Source organism: Paraglaciecola arctica BSs20135 (assembly GCF_000314995.1).
GTDB lineage: Bacteria > Pseudomonadota > Gammaproteobacteria > Enterobacterales > Alteromonadaceae > Paraglaciecola > Paraglaciecola arctica.
The window spans coordinates 78,921-100,418 of sequence record NZ_BAEO01000006.1; the positions used below are offsets into that span (position 1 = coordinate 78,921).

20 protein-coding genes are annotated in these 21,498 nt (G+C 40.0%); 10 read left to right on the plus strand and 10 right to left on the minus strand.

All coding sequences use genetic code 11. The annotated features are described in order from the left end of the window. Positions 1–160 precede the first annotated feature (160 nt). From GARC_RS01620 to GARC_RS01630, 3 genes are all read left to right on the plus strand, one after another. On the plus strand, positions 161–721 hold the full coding sequence (locus GARC_RS01620) for a DUF4136 domain-containing protein (RefSeq protein ID WP_007616087.1): 561 nt from the start codon (positions 161–163) through the stop codon (positions 719–721). Between the two features lie 71 nt (positions 722–792). After that, positions 793–1,785, plus strand: coding sequence for a 2-hydroxyacid dehydrogenase (locus GARC_RS01625; protein WP_007616088.1), 993 nt, complete (start codon positions 793–795; stop codon positions 1,783–1,785). 115 nt (positions 1,786–1,900) lie between these two features. Beyond that, positions 1,901–2,104, plus strand: coding sequence for a hypothetical protein (locus GARC_RS01630; protein WP_007616089.1), 204 nt, complete (start codon positions 1,901–1,903; stop codon positions 2,102–2,104). A 371-nt stretch (positions 2,105–2,475) separates the two neighbouring features. Here the strand turns inward: GARC_RS01630 and GARC_RS01635 are convergent, their stop codons facing one another. Then, entirely contained in the window at positions 2,476–3,576 is a 1,101-nt protein-coding gene (locus GARC_RS01635) for a glycerol dehydrogenase (RefSeq protein WP_007616090.1), read from the minus strand. Positions 3,577–3,911: 335 nt separating this feature from the next. Between GARC_RS01635 and GARC_RS01640 the strand changes: the two genes are divergently transcribed. Both GARC_RS01640 and GARC_RS01645 read left to right on the plus strand, forming a co-directional pair. Continuing rightward, positions 3,912–4,871: a DnaJ C-terminal domain-containing protein gene (locus GARC_RS01640; protein ID WP_007616091.1), complete on the plus strand. Its 960-nt coding sequence runs from the start codon at positions 3,912–3,914 to the stop codon at positions 4,869–4,871. Positions 4,872–4,873: 2 nt separating this feature from the next. Further along, a complete protein-coding gene (locus tag GARC_RS01645; protein ID WP_007616092.1) occupies positions 4,874–5,173 on the plus strand; it encodes a chaperone modulator CbpM in 300 nt (99 codons plus the stop codon). Between the two features lie 123 nt (positions 5,174–5,296). Here GARC_RS01645 and GARC_RS01650 read toward each other — a convergent pair whose 3' ends face one another. Beyond that, positions 5,297–7,579 carry a nitric-oxide reductase large subunit gene (locus GARC_RS01650; protein ID WP_007616093.1) on the minus strand — a complete coding sequence of 761 codons (2,283 nt, stop codon included), beginning with the start codon at positions 7,577–7,579 and terminating at the stop codon, positions 5,297–5,299. A 323-nt stretch (positions 7,580–7,902) separates the two neighbouring features. Between GARC_RS01650 and GARC_RS01655 the strand changes: the two genes are divergently transcribed. The 3 genes from GARC_RS01655 to GARC_RS01665 are packed head-to-tail and all read left to right on the plus strand — an operon-like array spanning position 7,903 to position 10,954. Next, a complete protein-coding gene (locus GARC_RS01655) occupies positions 7,903–8,874 on the plus strand; it encodes an HlyD family secretion protein (RefSeq protein WP_007616094.1) in 972 nt (323 codons plus the stop codon). An 11-nt stretch (positions 8,875–8,885) separates the two neighbouring features. Beyond that, positions 8,886–9,809, plus strand: a complete 924-nt coding sequence (locus GARC_RS01660; protein ID WP_039988413.1) for an ABC transporter ATP-binding protein — start codon at positions 8,886–8,888, stop codon at positions 9,807–9,809. After that, entirely contained in the window at positions 9,806–10,954 is a 1,149-nt protein-coding gene (locus tag GARC_RS01665) for an ABC transporter permease (RefSeq protein WP_007616096.1), read from the plus strand. Before GARC_RS01660 ends, GARC_RS01665 begins: the two co-directional genes overlap by 4 nt. A gap of 45 nt (positions 10,955–10,999) precedes the next feature. Here GARC_RS01665 and GARC_RS01670 read toward each other — a convergent pair whose 3' ends face one another. Further along, positions 11,000–12,037 carry a mechanosensitive ion channel family protein gene (locus tag GARC_RS01670; protein WP_007616097.1) on the minus strand — a complete coding sequence of 346 codons (1,038 nt, stop codon included), beginning with the start codon at positions 12,035–12,037 and terminating at the stop codon, positions 11,000–11,002. A 278-nt stretch (positions 12,038–12,315) separates the two neighbouring features. Further along, positions 12,316–13,671: a dicarboxylate/amino acid:cation symporter gene (locus GARC_RS01675; RefSeq protein ID WP_007616098.1), complete on the minus strand. Its 1,356-nt coding sequence runs from the start codon at positions 13,669–13,671 to the stop codon at positions 12,316–12,318. A gap of 350 nt (positions 13,672–14,021) precedes the next feature. On the opposite strand from GARC_RS01675, the gene GARC_RS01680 reads away from it, so the two are divergent. Continuing rightward, complete coding sequence (locus GARC_RS01680; protein WP_007616099.1) at positions 14,022–15,314, plus strand: NAD(P)/FAD-dependent oxidoreductase; 1,293 nt, start codon at positions 14,022–14,024, stop codon at positions 15,312–15,314. Between the two features lie 91 nt (positions 15,315–15,405). Here the strand turns inward: GARC_RS01680 and GARC_RS01685 are convergent, their stop codons facing one another. Together GARC_RS01685 and GARC_RS01690 are read right to left on the minus strand one after the other, a co-directional pair. Beyond that, positions 15,406–16,125, minus strand: coding sequence for a DUF1624 domain-containing protein (locus GARC_RS01685; protein WP_007616100.1), 720 nt, complete (start codon positions 16,123–16,125; stop codon positions 15,406–15,408). A gap of 1 nt (position 16,126) precedes the next feature. Further along, positions 16,127–16,378, minus strand: a complete 252-nt coding sequence (locus GARC_RS01690; protein WP_007616101.1) for a hypothetical protein — start codon at positions 16,376–16,378, stop codon at positions 16,127–16,129. Between the two features lie 127 nt (positions 16,379–16,505). Between GARC_RS01690 and fabA the strand changes: the two genes are divergently transcribed. After that, a complete protein-coding gene (fabA, locus tag GARC_RS01695) occupies positions 16,506–17,024 on the plus strand; it encodes a 3-hydroxyacyl-[acyl-carrier-protein] dehydratase FabA (protein ID WP_007616102.1) in 519 nt (172 codons plus the stop codon). Between the two features lie 49 nt (positions 17,025–17,073). Here the strand turns inward: fabA and rmf are convergent, their stop codons facing one another. The 4 genes from rmf to GARC_RS01715 form a co-directional block, all read right to left on the minus strand. Beyond that, positions 17,074–17,250: a ribosome modulation factor gene (gene rmf / locus GARC_RS01700; protein ID WP_039988387.1), complete on the minus strand. Its 177-nt coding sequence runs from the start codon at positions 17,248–17,250 to the stop codon at positions 17,074–17,076. 277 nt (positions 17,251–17,527) lie between these two features. Beyond that, positions 17,528–19,300, minus strand: coding sequence for a DUF3466 family protein (locus tag GARC_RS01705; protein WP_007616103.1), 1,773 nt, complete (start codon positions 19,298–19,300; stop codon positions 17,528–17,530). A gap of 57 nt (positions 19,301–19,357) precedes the next feature. After that, the gene (gene uup, locus GARC_RS01710) at positions 19,358–21,262 is read right to left on the minus strand and encodes an ATP-binding cassette ATPase Uup (protein WP_007616104.1); all 1,905 of its coding nucleotides are present in this window, start codon (positions 21,260–21,262) and stop codon (positions 19,358–19,360) included. Then, positions 21,259–21,492 (minus strand): glutaredoxin family protein, encoded by a 234-nt coding sequence (locus tag GARC_RS01715; RefSeq protein ID WP_007616105.1) that lies wholly within the window; start codon positions 21,490–21,492, stop codon positions 21,259–21,261. Before GARC_RS01715 ends, uup begins: the two co-directional genes overlap by 4 nt. Positions 21,493–21,498 lie beyond the last annotated feature (6 nt).

The following is a 21,498-nucleotide window of genomic DNA, read 5'->3' on the forward strand; positions in this document are numbered from 1 at the left end:
ACAATTTGTATCTTTAACAATAAGTATTACCCCCTCATTTTTGTTTTGAACATCAATTATTTTGACCTGTATCAAGATTGCTACTGCTAATAAAGCGCAAAGTTATCTTCCATAACAGTATTTGTGTGTGTCAACAAATAACAATTCTAGGAGAATAGCGGTGGATAAAAATATTCAATTTACCATTAGATACGCACTTTTAGTGCTATTAACCGGCATATTGCTGGGTTGCCAATCGGTACCGACAATCCATAGCATGCAGGATCAATCGGCTCAATTTGATGAATACCAAACCTTTGGTTTTTATCCAACACTTCTGCCACAGGGTAATGAATACGATTCACTGACCTTTCGTTATATTAAGTCAGCGATAAAGTCTGAAATGCTAAACCATGGTTATAAGTATGCCGATGAACCTGATTTATGGGTAAACTTTAATGTGAATATTAAGGACAAAATAAATATCACTTCAGCTCCCTCAGCATCTTTGTATTATCACTATCGACGGGGTTACGGTGTTTGGGGCAATTATCCTATTGTTGATGATCGGATAACCCAGTATACCGAAGGAACCCTCAACATTGATTTAATTGACAGCAGCACTAAGCGTCTTTTATGGGAAGGTGTCGCCATTGGTAGAGTGAGCGAAAACACCTACGAAAACCTTGAAGATAAAATTAACAAAGCTGTAGCATTAATCTTTGAAAAGCTCCCAAAATAATGGTTTTTGTTTAATCACAATATCAATAATTAAAGGGCTGACTTAGGCTCTATTTAATTGAGGATTGCAAAATGAAAGTCGGTGTTTTTAGCTGTAAACCTTACGATCGTAAATTTTTAAGTGCTCGAAATAGCAACTTTGGATTTGATTTAGAGTTTTTGGATACCAGCCTTAATAATGAAACGGTTGAATTGGCAAGACCTTTCGATGCAGTATCCGTTTTTGTCAACGATGTGATTGACGTTACTGTACTCAAGGCTCTTAAATCCTTTGATATACACCATGTGGCGCTGAGATGTGCTGGGTTTAATAATATTGATCTGCAACAAGCACTAAAGTTGGGGATCAGTGTTTCCAGGGTGCCAAGTTACTCAGCCGAGTCAGTGGCAGAACACACTGTGGGGATCATCCTAGCCCTAAATAGAAAATTACTTAAAGCATCCAACAGAGTACTGGATAATAATTATGAACTAGATGGTTTATTGGGATTTAATTTGCGCAGCAAAACTGTCGGCGTAGTGGGAACTGGATCCATAGGTCGAAGATTAGTCGAGATACTAACTGGCTTCGGTTGCCGCATTTTATGTTGTGACCCATCTCCATCTGCCAAAATTGTTGCCATGGGACATCAATACGTCAGCCTAGAAAAATTAATAAAAGAATCAGATGTGATCAGTTTACATTGCCCTCTTAATGCAGGCTCGCAACATATGATTGATCATGCTTCGATACAAAATATGAAAGATAACGTGATGCTTATTAACACCTCTCGTGGTGGACTAATCAATACACAGGCTATCGTCGCAGGATTGAAAAGTGAAAAAATTGGCTATCTTGGATTAGACATATATGAAATGGAGTCTGAATTATCAAATAAAGACCTGATTTGCGAAACAGTCCCCGATAACACTTACCAAAGACTCGGCACATTTCCAAATGTGTTAATTACAGCTCATCAAGGATTTTTTACTGTGGAGTCCTTACAACAAAGTGCCGATACAACACTTAAAAATTTGCAGTATTACTTTGCCGGTAGAGTTTGTAATGAGACGTTTTTACTTTAGATGGATCTTGTAGTTAAAGATATCTAGAGTTAAAAGCAAAAGGAATTTGAACCACGTAGGACACAGAGAGCACAGAGGAAAAGCAGCTGAAAAAGAGAGTTGTTAGGAATTAGAAATGACTGTCTTGAGTGTGCCAATACCTGTCAGTCATGCCTCGCTTACCGAGTTAACAGTTATAGCAGTAAACAGTTATAGCAGTAAACAGACGGTGAGGATTTTTAAGATATTACACCTCGCTGACGGCGCAGATATTGAATATATTACACGTCATTCCCTCGGAGGAGGGAACCCACTAACATTTACCGTGCAGCCAATTTAAATCTTTTAAAAACAGTATGATATTAGTGTATTTCAATCAATTTTAACTTTGGAAATAAGATACTTTATTGAAATCTACAGATGTTGTTGGAGGTTCCCGCCTTCGCGGGAATGATGGGGTATATACGGGCGGATGTCACCATCCGCTTATTCAGTTTTTGAAACAGTCAGCAGGCATTAATCGTATGACCGCAGATCGCTCATTGCCGCCCAACAGGTTTAATTTGGGTCTATTGACCATGCGTGATATTTATCAGCGAACCCACAATATCTTTTCTCTGTGTTCTCAGTGCCCTCTGTGGTAAAAAGCTTTTATCTTTTACTTTTTAACTAGTCTCTAGCAGCCAGTTACTAGCCCCTGCTCTTAACCCATCAGCAAAGCATTGATTTACGACGTCGCCCCTCTGCATCAGCGGCTTTTAGGCAATGCATGACTCTTCGAGGTGTAACTTCATAGGGTTCATTATGTATGGTCTCTCCTGTTGCACAGGCTCTAGTGGCAACTTGCATTAATTCTTCGTCAGTTGGCTCTTGCATGCCAATATCGGCAAGGCAGATTGGTAAGCCTATTGATTGACAAAAATCGAAGACTAAATCGATAGTGGCGCTGGGTCTGTCAGTTAAGAACATCATAGCTTGCAATCCAATGGCAACTTTTTCACCATGATAATACTTGTGTGTGCTAGGTATGGCCGTTAGGCCATTATGAATGGCATGAGCGGCTGCTAAACCGCCGCTTTCAAAACCGAGGCCGCTTAACAAGGTATTGGCCTCGACTATATGTTCTAACGCTGGTGTGACTATATTGTTTTCACAGGCTTGTTTGGCTAATAACCCATATTCTAAAAGGGTTTCATGACATAATCGCGCCAATGCGTAAGCACTCATACAGCCTACTCTACCGGTCATATTCGCACCTTGTTTTAAGCGGCAATCTTCAGCCTCAAACCAAGTAGCAAACGCATCCCCCATACCCGCTACCAAAAACCTAACAGGTGCATGGGTGATGATATTGGTATCTACTAATACAACATTAGGGTTATGTGGCAAAACCTCATAACGTTTAAAAGACCCATCCGTATTATAGATGACCGCCAAGGCACTACAGGGGGCGTCTGTTGAGGCAATGGTTGGTACAACAATAATAGGGCAATTTTGTTTATTGCTTACAGCCTTTGCCGTATCAAGGGTTTTACCTCCACCTATGCCAATAATAACAGTAGCAGAATGCTCTGCAAAAACTTTCCCTAGTCTGGCTATTTCCTCGTCACAACATTCTCCAGAAAAAGGCTCAAGCTTAAAATCAAGTTGTTGCCCTAACGCTTGTTCAATCGCATCTTTACTCTGTTCAAACACAAATTTGTCGGCGATAACTAGCGCACTATTACCCTGCCTTAGAACTTCATCCGCTAAAATATTGAGTGCTTGGTCACCTTGGACATAACGTCCGGGGAAAATTGACGTTGAAATCATACATTGAACCTTTGTTTGCTCTAAAAGAGCATTACAATTTACCCATATATTTAATGTGCATTTTGATCTGCATCAAAATGTTACAGTAATTAACCCTGCAAACTAGAGTGCTAATTCATCCTTCACTATCCATTAAAAGTAATGAGTGTTGCGTTAAGTAAAGCGCTATATTAACGACAGAAAACGTCAAAATTAATTGCTGACGTCTAGAATGACGATAAAATAATTTATGAGCCAAAGTGCTTTTAAGCTAAACATTAGAATGAGATACAGGTTATCTCTGACAAAGCTAACCCCCTATCCCGATGACCCGTATTTAAGCTAAGGAACAATTAATGGAATTTAAAGATTACTACAAAATTTTGGACGTCAAAGAAGATGCTGATCTAAAGGAAATCAAAAAATCCTACCGTAAACTTGCCCTTAAATTTCACCCAGACATGAATCCAGATGAAGGTGCAGAAGAAAAGTTTAAACAAGTGGCTGAAGCCTATGAAGTCTTAAAAGATGACGATAAACGTGCTGAATATGACGAAATGAAGCGTTATGGTTCAAGTTCAGAGCAAGGCTTTAAAGCACCACCTGGTTGGCAGTCATCAGGAGGAGGCGCTAATCATTCTGGTTCTTCCGCTGATTTTTCTGATTTTTTCAATTCGGTTTTTGGTGGTGGTCGAGGTCAGTCTAGACACGCAGGACAACAACATGCTGATTTTTATAAAGGTCAAGATCTTGAAATGGAAGTGCCCATTTTTCTTGAGGAATCAGTATCTGGGATCACTAAAAATATTGAGTTTATGGTACCCGTTTTTGATGGTAGACAAACACAGCAGACCAAAAAATCACTTAAAGTAAAAATACCTGCAGGTGTCGCTGATGGAGAGAGGATTAGGTTAAAAGGCCAAGGAGCGCCAGGGCAAGGTGCTGCAAGCAGTGATAAAAAATTAAACGGAGACTTGTTTCTACATGTTCGCCTAGTACCTCATCCTCTATTCGATGTGCAAGGTATTAATCTGCTGTTAACTGTAACCCTCACCCCTTGGGAAGCTGCCCTTGGAATAAAACTTGAAGTACCCACACTTCATGGGAAAATTAATTTAAATATTCCCCCAGAAAGTCGTTCTGGTAAAAAATTACGAATTAAAGGCAAAGGGCTTAAAAACAAAACCGCACAAGGTGATTTACTGGCGATTATTAAGATTGATATCCCCCCAGTAACAAGCGACGAAGCCAAAAAGTTATGGGAACAATTAGCCGAAGTTGAAAAATATAACCCGCGCGACGATTGGAGCAACTAAGCATGACAAACATCACATTATATATGCCTTTAGAAGAATTGTGTCTCAGCGCTGATATAAGCCAAGAAGCAATAATTGAAGTAGTTGAATACGGCATAGTGACGCCCGTAGAAGGTGAGACTTTGTCCGAATGGGTATTTGATTTAGAAAGTGCCCACTGGATAAAAAAAGCCATCAAACTAAGCCAGCAATTACAAATTGACTGGGTTGCGACAGCTATGGTTATAGAATTATTAAAATCAAAACAACAATTGGAAAAAGAAAATAGTCAATTAAAAGCTAGACTTAGTCGTTTGCTTTAGGTTGTTTTAATCAGTCGTTTTGCCTCAAAAGGTAGCGCCCTAAAAGACGCTACTTTTTTTTGAATGTTTAAGCATTTACCCTGAAATATGTCAGGGTAAATACAAGCTAGCCAGTGAAGAACCTTATATTGCTTGGTTATTATGGTTTTTTCCTGGTACAAAGGCTTTATAAACAAAGCATACAAAAGCCACCACGCCCACACTAAATACTATGTCTCCAGGCACTCTAGCCCAAACCAGTGCTTCCATAATAGGGCTGTGTATAAACTCAGCCGAACGGGCAAAGAAATAACCTTGATCTATACTGACGTAAGTTTGAATGACGCCTTGTGGTAGCAGCGATAAAAAGGTCATCATCGCCAGACCAATGTTAAGAGACCAAAATGATATTTTAAGTAACTTTTGATTCCAAAAGTCGATATTAGTGAGGCCTCGCAGACAATATAATGTCAGTCCCAATCCAAGCATGCCATACACCCCAAACAGCGCCGCATGTCCATGATTGGCTGTAGTGTTAAGTCCTTGCATATAATAAAGCGCGATAGGTGGATTGATCATAAAGCCAAATATACCCGCACCGACTAAATTCCAAAAAAGAACCGCCGCAAAAAACATAAATGGCCAGTGATAATTACGCTGCCATTGTTCCATATGCTCTACTTTGTGGCGTGTATAAGCCTCAAAACCTACCACTAATAGCGGCACAACTTCTAGGGCAGAAAACATGGCGCCAACCGCAATAACTGATGTTGGTGTACCACTAAAATACAAGTGGTGGAAAGTACCCAGCACACCACCGAACAAGAATATAATAGTCGCAAACAATACCATTACAGTAGCGGTAGATTTACGTAAAATGCCCATGCGTACAAACAGTAAGGAAATAATCGCAGTCGCGAATACCTCAAAAATACCTTCAACCCAAAGATGAACCACCCACCAACGCCAATAGTTCATTATGGCTATATGGGTATGTTGGCCCCACATTAGGCCTGCGGCATACAGTAAACCAATCGCAATTGCCGATACCAGCACTAAATAAATCAGCGACTTACCGCCTTTTTGCATTAATACAGGCCAGAGTCCGCGCATCACTAAAGCTACCCAAAGGAATAATCCAATGGTCAGATAAATCTGCCAGAATCGACCCAGATCAACATATTCATAACCCTGATGTCCAAACCAGAAGTTCATGGTCAAATCACTAAAGAAACGATGCACCGCAGCCCATTGCCCCAAAAACGACCCTATAACAATGATCAACAAACTAAAAAACAGAAAGTTAACCCCAAAGCGTTGAAATTTTGGTTCACGGCCTCCCATCAAAGGTGCAACATATAATCCTGTTGCCAGCCATGCGGTAGCAATCCAAAGCACCGCCAGTTGCGTGTGCCATGTTCGTGTCACTGTGTAAGGAAGATACTCAGCAAAAGGTAGACCGTAGAGCCCCTGCCCTTCAACCGCATAATGGGCGGTAATAATGCCAAGCAATACTTGCGCGAGAAACATAGCACTGACCACCCAAAAATACTTTGCCGTTGCGCGCATCGAAGGTGTGACAATTGTACTATCCACTAAATCCGCTTTGGCCATGCCGGTTTCGGGTAAAGCGTCGTTTTGCCAAACATCAAATTGTTTTGCGTAATAGGCAATCAGAGCACCAGCGCCGGCTAGCAGTAACAGCACTGATGCAATGCTCCACATTAACAGTTCAGTTGTAGGCTTGTTGCCCACTAGCGGTTCATGGGGCCAGTTGCTCGTGTAGGTAATATCCAAGTTTGGGCGATTTGTAGTGGCCCCCCAAGCAGTCCAGAAATAGAAAGATGAAAGCTGCTTTGCTTCTACTTCAGTAAGTAGGCCATGCACAGGGAAAGCATAATCACGGCGCAGTGCCAAGGACTCAGGATCGCTGCCTACGTAGAGTCTTACAAAATGGTTTCCGACCTTTTTAATGGCCTCGGCTCTAAGGTCAGTGACCATAATATTACCCGTTGCCGGGTCATAGCTGTTGGTGCGCATCTCTTTTTGCAGCGCGGCTTTTCGTAATGCAGTATTCTGCTCTTCAGACAGCCCTGTAATAGGCGTTTTAAGCATTAACCCCAACAGGGTTTCAGCTTCTCGATGCAGCCATTCAGCGCTCCAATCTGGCGCAAGATAACTACCATGCCCCCAAATTGAACCTTGCTCCATGCCACCAATTGACTGCCACACATTTTGGCCGGTTTCGATATCATTTAAGGTATATAGTACTTCTCCAGAAGACGAAGTAACCGTTTGTGGCATAGGTGGTGCTTTTTGATAAATTTCTGCTCCGAGAAATAGCAAGATGCCGAACATGGCAATCATTCCTACGATCAGAATTATCCATAATCGTTTTATGCTAAAAGTTTGTTGATAGGTTTGCATGACTCAGTTCCTTGTTCATTAAAAACATATAGGTAGGTGTTTACAACTGAGTCATTACTTTACGCAATATCCCGATAATGATTAACAGAAACAAACTATGCGAGTTTACTTATCCCTAAATTTATAATGTTGATCTACATCAATGACTAGGCTAACCAAACTCAACGTTTAAACCGCTTTACTGTACCTTTATTTGACCTTACCCTCGTAAATCGAAGTTTTATGTTTCAAATTGAAGTTTGCAATAATACTGACTTATGTCGCCTTCGAAAGTGAGATTTCTGTCACAACCACAATTTCATCCACAAACTGGATAACATCACATGAAGAACTTGATAGAAATTACCAACATTAAGTATGTCATTGTCATATTAACCACCCTACTAGCCTGTCTTGGTTGTGAAGACGACTCACCTAGCCTTGCGTTAGGAACACTCGAACGAGATCGTATTGCACATACAGCAACTGCAAACGAAGTGGTCGTTGCTTTACCGATTGCCCGAGGAGCTCGCGTTAATGTAGGTGATGTACTAGTGCAATTAGATAATCGTCAACAATCTGCATTAACTGTTAAGGCACAAGCCTATGTGGCTGAAGCACAAGCTAATTTAGAAAAATACCGTAACGGCGCGCGGCCTGAAGAAGTCGCTGCAGCTAGCGCTAAATTACAAGGTGCTAAAGCCGCATTAACAGAGAGTGACGCAGCTTATCTTAGAGCTAAAAATCTACTGGCAAAAGGTTTGGTCAGTCAAGCTAGTTTAGATCAAGCTCTCGCGTCTAAGGATTCAAATAGCGCGGCAGTCCAAGCGGCTCAAGAAGAGTTATTGATACTCACCAACGGCACTCGCCATGAAGACTTATTAATGGCCGCAGCTAACCTAGCAGTTATGCAAGCAGCTCTTGCTAGTGAGAATAAAAAACTTGAGGACTTAACTGTTACAGCTACCCGAGACGGGCTTCTCGATAATCTGCCGTGGAATTTAGGTGAAAGAGTCACTCTGGGTAGTCCTGTGGCAATTGTTTTAGCAGGTCACACGCCTTACGCACGTATTTATGTTCCAGAACCTTACCGGATTAAAATTAAAGCAGGTGATGATCTAATTATTCATGTTGATGGATTAGCCAAAACTATAACAGGCAAGGTACGCTGGATTTCTAGTGAACCGGCTTTCACCCCCTACTATGCCCTTAATCAAGAAGAACGTGCCCGCTTAATGTACTTGGCTGAAGTACAATTACCTGACAGTTATGCAGAATTACCTAATGGTGTGGCTGTACAAGTTGAACTGCCTTGAATACCGATGCAATGCCTGATTTGGTTATTCAAGCCAAGCAACTAAGCCGCCACTTCGGCGAATTAAAAGCCATAGATAAATTAGACCTAAATATCGATAAAAATCGTATTTACGGATTCTTAGGTCCCAATGGTTGTGGAAAAACCACGGCTATTCGTATGCTGACTGGGTTACTAAAGCCGACTTCAGGAGAGATACAAGTCCTCGGTCTATCATTGCCAAAAGATGCTGAAAAACTACGCTTGAGAATGGGTTACATGACTCAGAAATTTTCTCTTTATAATGACCTAACGGTTAAAGAAAACCTACAGTTTATAGCTAAAATTTATGGTATTTCAGGTACTGCTCAAAAAAGTCGTATTGATGAGTTGTTATCCATTTATGGTCTTAACCAAAAACAACAACAATTAGCAGCTAGTATGAGTGGTGGTCAACGACAACGTCTAGCGTTAGCTGCAGCTACCCTGCATAAGCCTGATTTATTGTTCTTAGATGAACCCACATCAGCAGTTGATCCCGAAAATCGACGTGAATTCTGGGAACAATTATTCGATCTTTGTGATCAGGGCACCAGTATTCTTGTTTCAACTCACTATATGGATGAAGCTGAGCGTTGTCATAAATTGGCGATATTAGAAGATGGAGTAAAACGTGCAGATGGCACACCAGAACAGCTGATGAACAATATCGCTGCCCATGTGGTTGAAATTGAAGCTGAGGGACTACGGCATTTAAAACAACAATTAGTCACCCTGCCTGATATTGTCACTGCCGCACAGTTAGGTGCGCGCTTAAGAGTGTTGATAAAAAACACTGTGAGTGACCCTATAGGCTTTTTAGAGCATCACACTGATATTGAGTCGAATAAATTCACTATTGTGCGACCTAGCTTGGAAGATGTGTTTATCGCTTGCACTGGGAGTAGTCGCCAATGATAAAAAGCCTATATCGCATTCAAGCAATCTTTCTCAAAGAATTGACGCAATTAAAGCGAGATAAAATGACCTTTGCCATGGTCATTATGATCCCCTTAGTGCAATTAATATTATTTGGTTATGCAATCAATACCAATGTACGCCACATACCAGTGGCAGTGGTTGATCTCAGTCAAAGTGCATTGAGTCGTGTATTAGTACAAACCGTTGCGGCCACACAAGTTGTCACCTTTAGTGAGCAGTTTTATGATATCGAGAGTGCTCATGCGGCACTTGAACAAGCAGAAATACGCGCCGTTTTAATTATTCCTCAAGATGTTAGCCAGCGTATCGCTCGCCACGCCAGTGTTGGCTTTGGCTTACCTGCCTCGAGCGATGAAGAAACCAGTCGCCCCATAGCACAATGGTTAGTAGATGGCTCAGACACCATGATAGCTGGTGCAATTAAAGGGCTGAGAAACATGCCATTGGCAGAACTACTGAGTAAACCAAGCAATCGCACTATTCCAACTTTTGAAGTCACATTATTATACAATCCAGAACAGCGCACCGCAGTCAATATTGTGCCTGGTTTGGTGGGTATTATTCTAACCATGACGATGATCATGTTTACATCTGCCGCTATAGTGCGCGAACGTGAGCATGGCAATATGGAGATGTTAATAACCACACCTATTCGTCCAATAGAGCTTATGTTAGGCAAAATAATCCCTTATATATTCATCGGATTATTGCAGGTTTCAATCATTTTAGGATTGGGATATATGCTATTTAGCGCGCCTATTAATGGCGGTTTATGGGCATTGTTTTGTATTACGTTACTATTTATTGCTGCAAGCTTAACTTTAGGTTTGGTTATTTCAACCATAGCAACCAATCAACTACAGTCCATGCAAATGACTATATTTGTGCTACTACCGTCGATTTTATTATCAGGTTTTATGTTTCCATATGAAGGCATGCCCCTAATAGCTCAATATATTGCCGAAGCACTACCCGCCACTCATTTTATGCGCTTAGTTAGAGGAGTTATATTAAGAGATGTAGGTTTTACCGATATGCTGCCAGATGTGTACTGGCTTAGCCTATTTACTATCGCTGGTCTTGCTATTGCATCTTTACGTTTTAAGAAAAATCTAGATTAACAGAGCGTCAGTAACCTTTTTTGTCGTATTCAGAGCCCAGGGGATTTAATCACTCTTGGCATCTTGTTTTTTTAGACGCTCTTGCTCTTGATTAAGCTGCTCATTTAACACTCCTAATTTTTCTTCAATAGCCTCACGTTCTTGATGACTCAAAGTTTCTTTTGATTGTTTTAGTTCAGCAGCTAATTGTTCGATGACAGTCTCAACGTTAGTAATTGATGACGCCATTTCTGCTTTTTCAAAGGCTAATTTTTCTAACTTATTATCACTAATTTCTGTCTTCATAAGATCTGGCTTTGGAATGATTGGCTGTTCTTTTATGGCCCTAGTGTTCATAAAATTAGGCGACACAATCTCTATATTATCAGCGTGTAAACGATCAAGTACCGCGTTATATAAATGGGCTCTTACCGACAGTAAATTGGAGGTATCTTGCAAATGGCCTGCTATGCGATAAGTAACAGAAAAATCGCCCAAGTTTCTTATTTGAACAAAACCATCTGTCAAACCGGCGTCTTCCGATGCAAGGCATAGTTGTTTGCTTATCTGCTGCCGAGATATGTCGTACCCCAGCGAGATATCGATTGACACAATAGTACCTGAACTCCGCACAACCTTAACTGGGTAAGTCACCATGTGGATATTCGGGATAGTGACAAGATCACTTTGTTCCGTTTGAACTTCAACATGCAATAAGTTCATTTCTGTAGCTCGGCCAGTGATATTGTCTACAGTAATGTAATCACCTAGTTTGATATTTTTGATTACTCGTAACATCACTCCTGCCAATATATTGCCAATAAAAGTAGTGGAGGCAAATGCTATCGCGGCACTCAGTAATATGCCAAATAATGATAGTAATTGTCCCCGCAGCGCATCGCTAAGAGGCAGAACAATAATGATGACCACAACGGTAACGATAGATAGACTGAGCATCAAGAATTGGAATAAAAATTTACGTTTTTCCCAATATTTACTGAGATAGCGATTCAGTAACGTCAGCAAAATAAAACAAAACAATATAGTAGCAACTAGCTTAATGGTGCTACTTCCGGCTAAAAGCAGGTCAAATATACTGGCCATTTTTTCTGGATCCCTTATATGATAAATACTGAACTAAGCTCTAATTATTGATGATTATACGCTTGATTAAAGATGTAGAACTATCCCTGTTTTAATTAGGCTGTTGTGTTCCAATTTCCTTTAGATGTCATCCCAGTCAATCGGACCATGAAATAACACCAGGCGGTAAGTTAGTCAGAATGACTTTGGCTATGACTATGACTATGACTATGAATTGTGTAATTTGAAATAGGCAGAACTTGTCACATGATGAATTTAAATTGATAACCGAACTGAGGTTATTCAATGTTTTTTTCTAGTTTCAGAATTGGGTTGTCAGCTATACTTGGATTGCCAGTAAAATACTGAACCGTTGTACATGCCACAACATCACCTAATACATTCACAGACGTTCGACACATATCCAAAATTCGGTCCACTCCTAGAATGAGTGCGATGCCCGCAGCTGGTATACCAACGCCTTCAAGTACCATGCTCAATATAATGATGCCAGCACCAGGGGTGGCCGGAGATCCTATCGAAGCGGCGACTGACATGGTAACTATAAATAGGTAGCTGGATAGACTCAAATCAACATTAAAAACCTGTGCCAAAAATACGGTCGCAACACCTTGATACATAGCAGTACCTGTCATGTTGATAGTGGCACCTAGTGGTACCAGAAATCTCGCTATCTCTGGGTTTACGTCTAGTTTGTCTTCAACTAGCTGTAATGTAATTGGCATAACAGCCGCAGAACTACTTGTGGAAAAAGCCAGTAATAGTAACTCTCTCATGTTACTAAAAAATTGCCTAAACGATTGTGTCAGTGTGACTTTGGCAACCATAAAGTACAGAGCAGCAACAATCAGTAGGCCAAGGAGCACAGTTGCCACATAAACAGCCATTCCCGTGAGCACCTCCACCCCAAGATTTGCCACCAAACGTGTAATAAGTCCAAAAACAGCTACGGGTGCTAATAACATTGCCCAAGACACAATACGTAAACTAACGTCCTGTAATGCACCCATTAAATCAAATAAGGGTTTCGATTGCTGTGCCGGAATGGACAACATTGCAGCTCCCAGTACTGCTGCAAACAAAATGATCTGCAACATTTCTCCGGAAGCCATTGAAGCCAATGGATTTTTGGGAATAAGGTCTGAAACTTTGTTAGGTAATTCCGATATGGCTGGAAAGCCCTGTACAGCGTTACCGCTTACAGAAACTGTGGACACATCCACTAATGCACTGGCATCAACAAATTGCCCAGGCTGAATACTGAGAGCTAATGTGATCCCGACCACTGCTGCTATTGCGGTTGATAACACAATAAATATCAGAGCAATCAAGCCATTTTTCTTAATCGCTGCCGGATTATTGTTCGCAGCTAACCCTCTGACGATTGAGGCAACAACTAATGGCACAACAATCATTTGAATAATGGCTAAAAAAACTTGTCCAGGCAGTGCTAGCCATGCCGTTATTGGTTTAACCAATTCAGTATTAACCAATCCTAAATCTGGTCCTAACAATATTCCTAAGATTACACCTAACAGCAGTGCAATTAACACTTTCAACCAAAGCCTTCCGCTGATGAGGTGATCGAACTGATCTGCAAGATTTTTAAAGGGACTGCCAATAAAGGTTTTCAATTGATACCGCCAACAAAGTGAAAATTTGAATCGCCTGTTTTTGTTCCTTCTAAAGGAAAATATGAGGTAACTCAAAATAATATAAAATCATAACTATTAATCAGCCTGCTATCTTGATGTAAATCAAACCTAATGAGAGCTATTTCATATTCCTAAGGATTTAGGAATAAACCCAATTGGTATAAACCCATATATAAGTATCTAGACAGCTACGCAGGATTTGTGCATGATCTTTATATCGCGTTCTTGATTTGCAGTTACCGTGTTTTTACTCGTTATACATTTACCTATCCTTTCATCAATATTGCCTTCAGACGCCTCCAATTTTTATTTAACCTTTAGGAAATACCATGCAGAAAATCGTTATTGTAGGCGGAGGCGCGGGTGGCTTAGAACTCGTTAGTCGATTAAGTCGAACATTAGGCAAAAAAGGCTTGGCACAAATCATACTCGTTGACCGGCAGCCGACCCATGTTTGGAAACCGTTGCTCCATGAAGTTGCGGCTGGGGTAATTGATAAAAACTCTGATGGTGTGGATTATCGTATTCATGCTGCTCGGCACAATTATCAATTTCAACTTGGTACTATGAGTGATATCGATTCGATAAGTAAGCGAATAAAACTTGATCCTATTAAGGATGAGCAAGGCGATATTTTAATCCCAAGTAGAGAGATTGACTATGATTTTTTAGTGTTAGCTATTGGTAGTGTCAGTAATGACTTTGGCACTCCAGGTGTAAGTGAAAATTCCTATTTTCTAGACTCACTGGCGCAAGCTGAACGTTTTCACAAAGCTTTGTTAAATCAATTATTAAGGATCAATCAACATTCTGACCTTTCCAGTACTTTAAAAGTTGCGATTGTTGGAGCGGGCGCCACAGGCACAGAATTAGCGGCGCAGTTACACCATGTCGCAAATTTAGCCCGTTCTTATGGCATGCCAAAAATGTCATCTAAACGCCTGGTTATATCTATTATTGAAGCTGGTGACCGGATATTACCGGCCTTGCCTGAAAGGATTGCGATCTCGGCTAAGAACGCATTAACTAAACTGGGTATTAAAGTATTGGAAAGAACCCGAATAACTAAGGCCCAAAAAGAAGGTTTTGTTACCAACGAGGAGGTACTAATTGAAGCTGACTTGTTAGTTTGGGCGGCAGGTATTAAAGCCCCCGATTTCATTCAAAATCTCAACTTATTTGAAACTAATAAAGCCCAGCAAATTTTAGTCAATATACATTTACAAAGTACCATTAACGAACAAATCTTTGTGATTGGTGATTGTTGTGGGTTTAAACAAGAAGATGGTTCCTGGGTGCCTCCTCGTGCTCAATCTGCGCATCAAATGGCCAGCGTTGTCGCTACCAATTTGACAAATATATTTAAGTCTAAGCCACTGATAAATTATCGTTACACCGACTATGGGTCTTTGGTGCATTTAAGTAAGTACAGCACGGTTGGTAGCCTAATGGGTAGCTTAAGTAATAGCAGCATGTTTATTGAAGGTCGTATTGCAAGGTTGGTATATATTTCCTTATACAATATGCACCAATTCGCTGTGCACGGCTGGCGTAAGGGGCTACTAGTATTACTGAGTAGAAAATTGAGTAATATAGTCGGGCCTAAGTTAAAGCTTCATTAAACAAACAGTTATAAAGGGATAAATTGGCTTAGGCCAATTTATCCCTATTTTTTTGCTACTTTGACACTAACCTACTATGATTCTGCTGAATTCAACGTCCTAAAATCACATCTACCAGACCAAATAGTCCGTATAAAATAGGCTGATGTATCAAATAAATAAGCAACGAATGCTGACCTAAAAAAACTAACTTGTTAGAGATAACCCTAGGTTTAAACTTAATATTAAAAATCTCATTGTGCATTACAAACACACCTATTAATACCACGCCTATCCAAGGGAACAAGCTAACTAAATCGACTGTTTGCGAGGGTATACCTAAATGTAAAACACTCCAGTCCCAAATAAAGTCGAAGTTTAAGATACCTAACCAATAACCCAATATGCACCCAGAGCCAACAATTAAGGCAATATTTGGAATGCGAACAAATAACACTGAAATAGGTAATGCCACTGTAATAAAATGTATGATCCCAAAGTACACCCAGGTATTAGGATCCATAAAAAGGCTGCCGATAGTGATTAACAGTGAAACGCAGAAGAGTTTGCCCACAGTCTTAGCCAGTTTCTTTTGGTTGATGGATTTTTGATAGGCTAAATAGCTGCTCATACCCACAGCCAATAAAAAGCCACTAACGATAATGGTTCTAAAGATTCTCCATTCGATATCTTCACCGGTATTAAAAAATGCCCAGCCAAACATAGTTAAGTCGTAGCTAAAATGGAAGATTATCATCAGTACAATGGCTATACCTCTGAGTAAATCAATTTCATAATTTCTACTAACGTTATTATTTGAAATCTTGCCCATATTACTTATCGTGATCCTTAAGCCATTCATTTAAAAGCTTAATTTGCCCACATTTATAAGCTGCGTAGGTTATGCGTAACGCATTTGATAACATTTCACTGTCTGTCCATTTAGTTTTTTCTGACAACTCTTTATAACAGTCCATCGCTTGAGGTGTGACATAACCCCTCACCTGCTTTTTGCCTGTCTCTTTTTGTCTATCCCTGAATCGTTTTTGTTTCTCAGCGTTAGCACTGCGTTTAATTATGCTCATATTCTTCAAATAATCATTTGTTTGGGGTTAAATTGCTCAAAAGGTGAAATATATCACTGTTCAGAGTTGTTTAGCGTACAACTGTTCGCTAAATTACCCACCTCAGTTTATTTAGGCAGTATATAGAATGACAGAACAACAAAATAGTTTCACAAAAGAAGAACTTTTATCCTGTAGCACAGGAGAGTTATTTGGCCCAGGAAATAGCCAACTTCCAGCGCCAAATATGTTAATGATGGATCGTATTGTAGAAATTTACGAAACCGGTGGTGCCCATGATAAAGGTTACATAATAGCAGAACTCGATATTACACCCGATCTCTGGTTTTTTGCATGTCATTTTCCTGGTGACCCCGTTATGCCTGGCTGCCTAGGTTTAGATGCAATGTGGCAACTAGTAGGATTTTTCTTAGGTTGGTCTGGTGGACCGGGCAAAGGTAGAGCATTAGGAGTGGGCGAAGTTAAATTTACTGGTCAAGTGTTGCCAACAGCTAAAAAAGTAACCTATCGCATTGATTTGAAACGCGTAATCAAACGTAAACTCTTTATGGGTTTAGGTGATGGTTCTGTTGCAGTAGACGGTAGAGTGATTTATCAAGCCAAAGATCTAAAAGTAGGTTTATTTCAAGATACCAGCAAGTTTTAGTTGGAATTGAGATTTAAAAAAATTAAAGCCCCAAACTGGGGCTTATTTATTATCGACTAACTAGTCCTATACCTCTATCGCCGATGGCCTCTCGCCACCCTCCTAACCATTCAGATCGTGTATTCGTAGTATGAAATGGGCAATTCTCTTTTGAACGTCCGGTAATGCCTGCTTGGTAACCTTTAGAATGCGCCCTTGACAGCTTATCTCGTTTTTGTCTTTTCATTGAGTTTCCTCTTTGGAATGATTAATTACCTGTGGATCTTAATAGCCACGTAGTAGAGATAGTGGATGCGGGCATTTGGTTCAATAGTAAATAACACTTATATTATTTGACATTATTTAACTCTTTGAATAATTGTGTTTTTTTGTCCATAAACCAATTTTGTATATAAACCAGCCGTTTTAAGCCTATTTGTAATAAAAGAAAAATTGCTGGAAATACATAGCTATTTATACAAAAAACCCGCCTATAGGCGGGTAAAAATAAAACTGTAGTCAGTTTAGAATGTATTTTTAGAGCGTCTCCAACCTAATAATAGTAAGCTAAGTCCAATTATCCAGGTTAGACTGCCACCTTGCCTTTCCCTGTTTATGTCATCAATAACTTCACAGCTTTCTATTTCGCCACCTACAATAGGCACTAATTTAACTGTAGTGACTAAATCAACTATAACTTCACTACCTGTTGAATCGAGAACAACTTCCCCCCTTGAATCCCTTGATGGTCCGCGGTACAAGGCAGTTGCTGCTATTTCATCTTTATCATTAATGGCATTAGCTTGAACTATTTTGTATGGTGAATCACAACTGATTAGTTCACTAAGACCATTAAACTGCTTTGCTGTATGATCATATAGAAAACCTTCAGTTCGTCGCCCTGTTAAAGAAGCATCAATTTCTCCATACCCGACAACTAAGCCATTGTTATTTATATCTAAAGCAACACTCTCAGAGCCCAAGAAAAAATCAGTTGGTAAAGTTAGCTCAGACAAATTCATATCGTAAACAAAAAACTTGCTTCTATTCACGCCGTTCACTCGTTTTACTTGAGTACCCGTCACTAAATTATTATTGTTGATGTCCTTCGCACTACTAATTATTCTTGAAGTTCTTTGTACATCACTATCGGGTTCAGGAGTAATATTAATCACCGCTCCGTTATGAAATATTACTGCATAGTTTTGAAGAAATGTTTGGGTCCCTAGGGTATGAGGTATATTTGAATTACCTACAGCAATGCCGTTGTCATTAATCGCCACTGCTTGGCTAGAGTATTTCAAAGTGTCATCTTCTTCAGGCTCATGTAGTAACCCTAACACTGTAGTATCTAACAAGTTTCCTTGGTCATCTAATTGCCAAATTAGTCCTCTCAACTGAGCGTAAGTAGACACAGAATTCGTCAATAAGCTAACAACTTTACTGATGCAAGATTCGACAGGAACGTTTCCTCTTAGCGGAAGATAATCTACGGTAGCTTCGTTTTCATCATCTACTATATCTTCGCTTGCGCAGTTTGTTATGGCTGTTTGTAAGGTGTCGGATAAAAATAGCGTTGTTCCAGAACCAACCACTTGATTACTCTCATTAATGCCATTAGCTTCACTAAAGCCACCTGCAATTAATGATGGTGCAGGTAAATCAATTATTGTGTTGCCATGACTAACAAATCCTTTCGTACCAAATTCCTTTACTACAAAGGTTGCTTCTACTTCTACTGTGACTTCGTCTTCAGTGGTTGGAGGAGGCAGTTTAAACGTATAATCAACTTTATTGTAGGAACCTTCACCGCTGCCAACAGCAAAGCCTGAGTCGTTGATATCTTTAACGACAGTTGTTGTACTATTATAAAACTTGTTATCTTGTTCAGACCACGGATCAAAACCAGAGATATAACTTGTTTCATTTTCCGCTGCTAAAAAACTAATAGTATTGGCTATTTGTTGAGTGAATTGTGAACCGGCAACAGATCCTATAAAAGCTAATAGTATTTCATAGTCAGTACTATTGAAGTTTCCGTTTCTGGCTGACTCAATGTCAGTTAAGACTGACATTAAATTCTCTGATTCAAAATCTATTAAATCTAGATCAATCGGCACATTGTATGGAGACTTCACATTTACGGTGATATCGCCATCTTCATTGATTGCGCTGGGGAAGTTATTTCGTCCTTCATCTGCAACAGGCAGTTCAACTATTCTGTACTTAGCTGCTTGGCTAATAGGTGCCACCATAAGGGCTAAAGATAATGCGGCGGCTAGCCTTGTTTTAGTCATGTATAATTAATCCTACTTACTACTAATATGTGAATTTGTAATATTTATTTTAGTATTTTATTTTTTAGTCATACCTTCAATCTCATCCCACCTTTCGTATGCTAGGTTTAGCTTTTTTTCTGTTTCAGCTAATTCTGCAAGCACGGGATCAGATTTTGACACCTCTTGAGTAAAAAAATCTGGGGCGTTCACTAATTTTTGCAAACTTTCGACTTTAGTTTCAAGTGATTCAATTTCTAATGGTAACGATTCTAATTCAAGTTGTAACTTATATGATAGCTTTTTACTTTTTACTTCTGGCAAACTGCTTTTAGGACTCTGAGTTTGTGTTTTAGTTGCAACTGGAGCAACTTTTTGTGACGACTGCTGTGAATACCAATCGCTAATATCAGTACAACCACCTACAAACTCCCTGATTATGCCATTGCCTTCGAAGAAGTAACTGGTTGTTACTACGTTATCAACAAACTCTCTGTCATGGCTAACCAAAATAACCGTACCAGGATAATTACATATAGTGTCTTCTAATAACTCAAGGGTTTCTACGTCTAAGTCATTTGTCGGCTCATCCAGGATCAGTATATTGCTGGGTCTTAGCATTAATTTTGCTAACAATAATCGATTTTTTTCACCGCCTGATAACGACTTAACGGGAGAATTCACTCTTTCAGGGGTAAACAAGTAGTCTTGTAAATAACTCATGACATGTTTTGTTTTGCCATTGATTGTTACTTCGCGTCGACCATCAGCAATAGCGTCAATCACTTTAAGTTCACCGTCCAACTGGTCACGATGCTGGTCAAAGTAAGCCACTTCAAGTTTTGAGCCTGACTTTACCACACCAGAGGTTGGCGATAACTGGCCTAATAACAGCTTAATTAAAGTACTTTTACCACAGCCATTTGGACCTACCAAAGCAAGTTTTTCGCCTCTTTGAATAGTAGTTGTCAATGATTCAACTATTAGCTTGTCGGCAATGGTGTAATGTAAATTTTCAGTTTCAAAAACAATTTTTCCAGAACTCTTAGACTCGCTAACACTGACCTTTGCAGTACCTAACTTGTTGGCTCTTTGGGAACGTTCAGTTCTTAATGCTTTAAGGGCACGCACTCGACCTTCGTTTCTAGTTCGACGTGCTTTAACACCCTGACGGATCCATGTTTCTTCGATACTTAATTTTTTATCAAATAGTGCATTTTGAGTTTCTTCAACTTCCAAATCATGCACTTTTTGATCGAGGTATTCCTGATAATTCCCCGGATAACTTACTAAGTTACCGCGGTCTAAATCGATAATTCGGCTGGCAACTTTACGGATAAATGCCCTGTCATGGCTTACAAACACCACAGCTCCAGCGTAACCAATAATGGCATCTTCAAGCCACTTGATCATTTCAATATCAAGGTGGTTGGTAGGTTCATCTAATAGAAGAATGTCTGGCTCACTTGCCATAGCTTTAGCTAACGCCGCTTTTCTTCTCCAACCACCAGACAAATTACTTAATTGTTGATTGGGATCTAGTTGCAGTTTAGTCAGAACTTGTTGAATACGTTGCTCTAACTGCCAGCCATTATGGTGATCAAGTTGAGTTTGAAAAAACTCCAACTTTGCCATATTGGCATCAGACGGGTCCTCAGCGACCAAATCGGCCGTATGAAAATATCCTTTCAGATACTCCCCTACCTCAGCCAATCCTTCTGCCACATAATCAAACAGACTACACTGCACACTTGCTGGAGGATCCTGCGGCAAACGAGAAATTTTCACTTCTTTATTTACCAAACGTTGTCCGTCGTCTAGTTTGATATCTGCCTCAATAACTTTGAGCAGAGTGGACTTACCGCAACCATTGCGACCGACTAAACATAATCTTTCACCAGGATGAATGACTAGTTCTATACCATTTAATAAAGGGGGATGACCAAGGATAATACTGGCATTTTTTAACTGCAATAAACTCAACGTAAAAACTCACCTAATTGAAAAGAATCGAATGGCCAAGGCAATTCACTGTGGTTGTCTTCGCGGTACAAAACCGGAATTCGTGCACCATATAAATGGTACAAATCTGAGCTAGCACGAACATCCACTTTTTTAAGTATGGAGGCCGCGCTTTTGTCTGCTTTTTCAAGTAAAGCCTCGGCTTGTTCGCAAAGGCAACAACCTTGGCCGGTATATAAAATTAAACCCATACAAGT

Coding starts and splice junctions, on each gene's coding strand:
- GARC_RS01625 (WP_007616088.1), top strand. CDS start 793: ATGAAAGTCGGTGTTTTTAGCTGTAAACCTTACGATCGTAAATTTTTA.
- GARC_RS01630 (WP_007616089.1), top strand. CDS start 1,901: ATGACTGTCTTGAGTGTGCCAATACCTGTCAGTCATGCCTCGCTTACC.
- GARC_RS01635 (WP_007616090.1), bottom strand. CDS start 3,576: ATGATTTCAACGTCAATTTTCCCCGGACGTTATGTCCAAGGTGACCAA.
- GARC_RS01640 (WP_007616091.1), top strand. CDS start 3,912: ATGGAATTTAAAGATTACTACAAAATTTTGGACGTCAAAGAAGATGCT.
- GARC_RS01645 (WP_007616092.1), top strand. CDS start 4,874: ATGACAAACATCACATTATATATGCCTTTAGAAGAATTGTGTCTCAGC.
- GARC_RS01650 (WP_007616093.1), bottom strand. CDS start 7,579: ATGCAAACCTATCAACAAACTTTTAGCATAAAACGATTATGGATAATT.
- GARC_RS01655 (WP_007616094.1), top strand. CDS start 7,903: ATGAAGAACTTGATAGAAATTACCAACATTAAGTATGTCATTGTCATA.
- GARC_RS01660 (WP_039988413.1), top strand. CDS start 8,886: ATGCCTGATTTGGTTATTCAAGCCAAGCAACTAAGCCGCCACTTCGGC.
- GARC_RS01665 (WP_007616096.1), top strand. CDS start 9,806: ATGATAAAAAGCCTATATCGCATTCAAGCAATCTTTCTCAAAGAATTG.
- GARC_RS01670 (WP_007616097.1), bottom strand. CDS start 12,037: ATGGCCAGTATATTTGACCTGCTTTTAGCCGGAAGTAGCACCATTAAG.
- GARC_RS01680 (WP_007616099.1), top strand. CDS start 14,022: ATGCAGAAAATCGTTATTGTAGGCGGAGGCGCGGGTGGCTTAGAACTC.
- GARC_RS01685 (WP_007616100.1), bottom strand. CDS start 16,125: ATGGGCAAGATTTCAAATAATAACGTTAGTAGAAATTATGAAATTGAT.
- GARC_RS01690 (WP_007616101.1), bottom strand. CDS start 16,378: ATGAGCATAATTAAACGCAGTGCTAACGCTGAGAAACAAAAACGATTC.
- fabA (WP_007616102.1), top strand. CDS start 16,506: ATGACAGAACAACAAAATAGTTTCACAAAAGAAGAACTTTTATCCTGT.
- rmf (WP_039988387.1), bottom strand. CDS start 17,250: ATGAAAAGACAAAAACGAGATAAGCTGTCAAGGGCGCATTCTAAAGGT.
- GARC_RS01705 (WP_007616103.1), bottom strand. CDS start 19,300: ATGACTAAAACAAGGCTAGCCGCCGCATTATCTTTAGCCCTTATGGTG.
- GARC_RS01715 (WP_007616105.1), bottom strand. CDS start 21,492: ATGGGTTTAATTTTATATACCGGCCAAGGTTGTTGCCTTTGCGAACAA.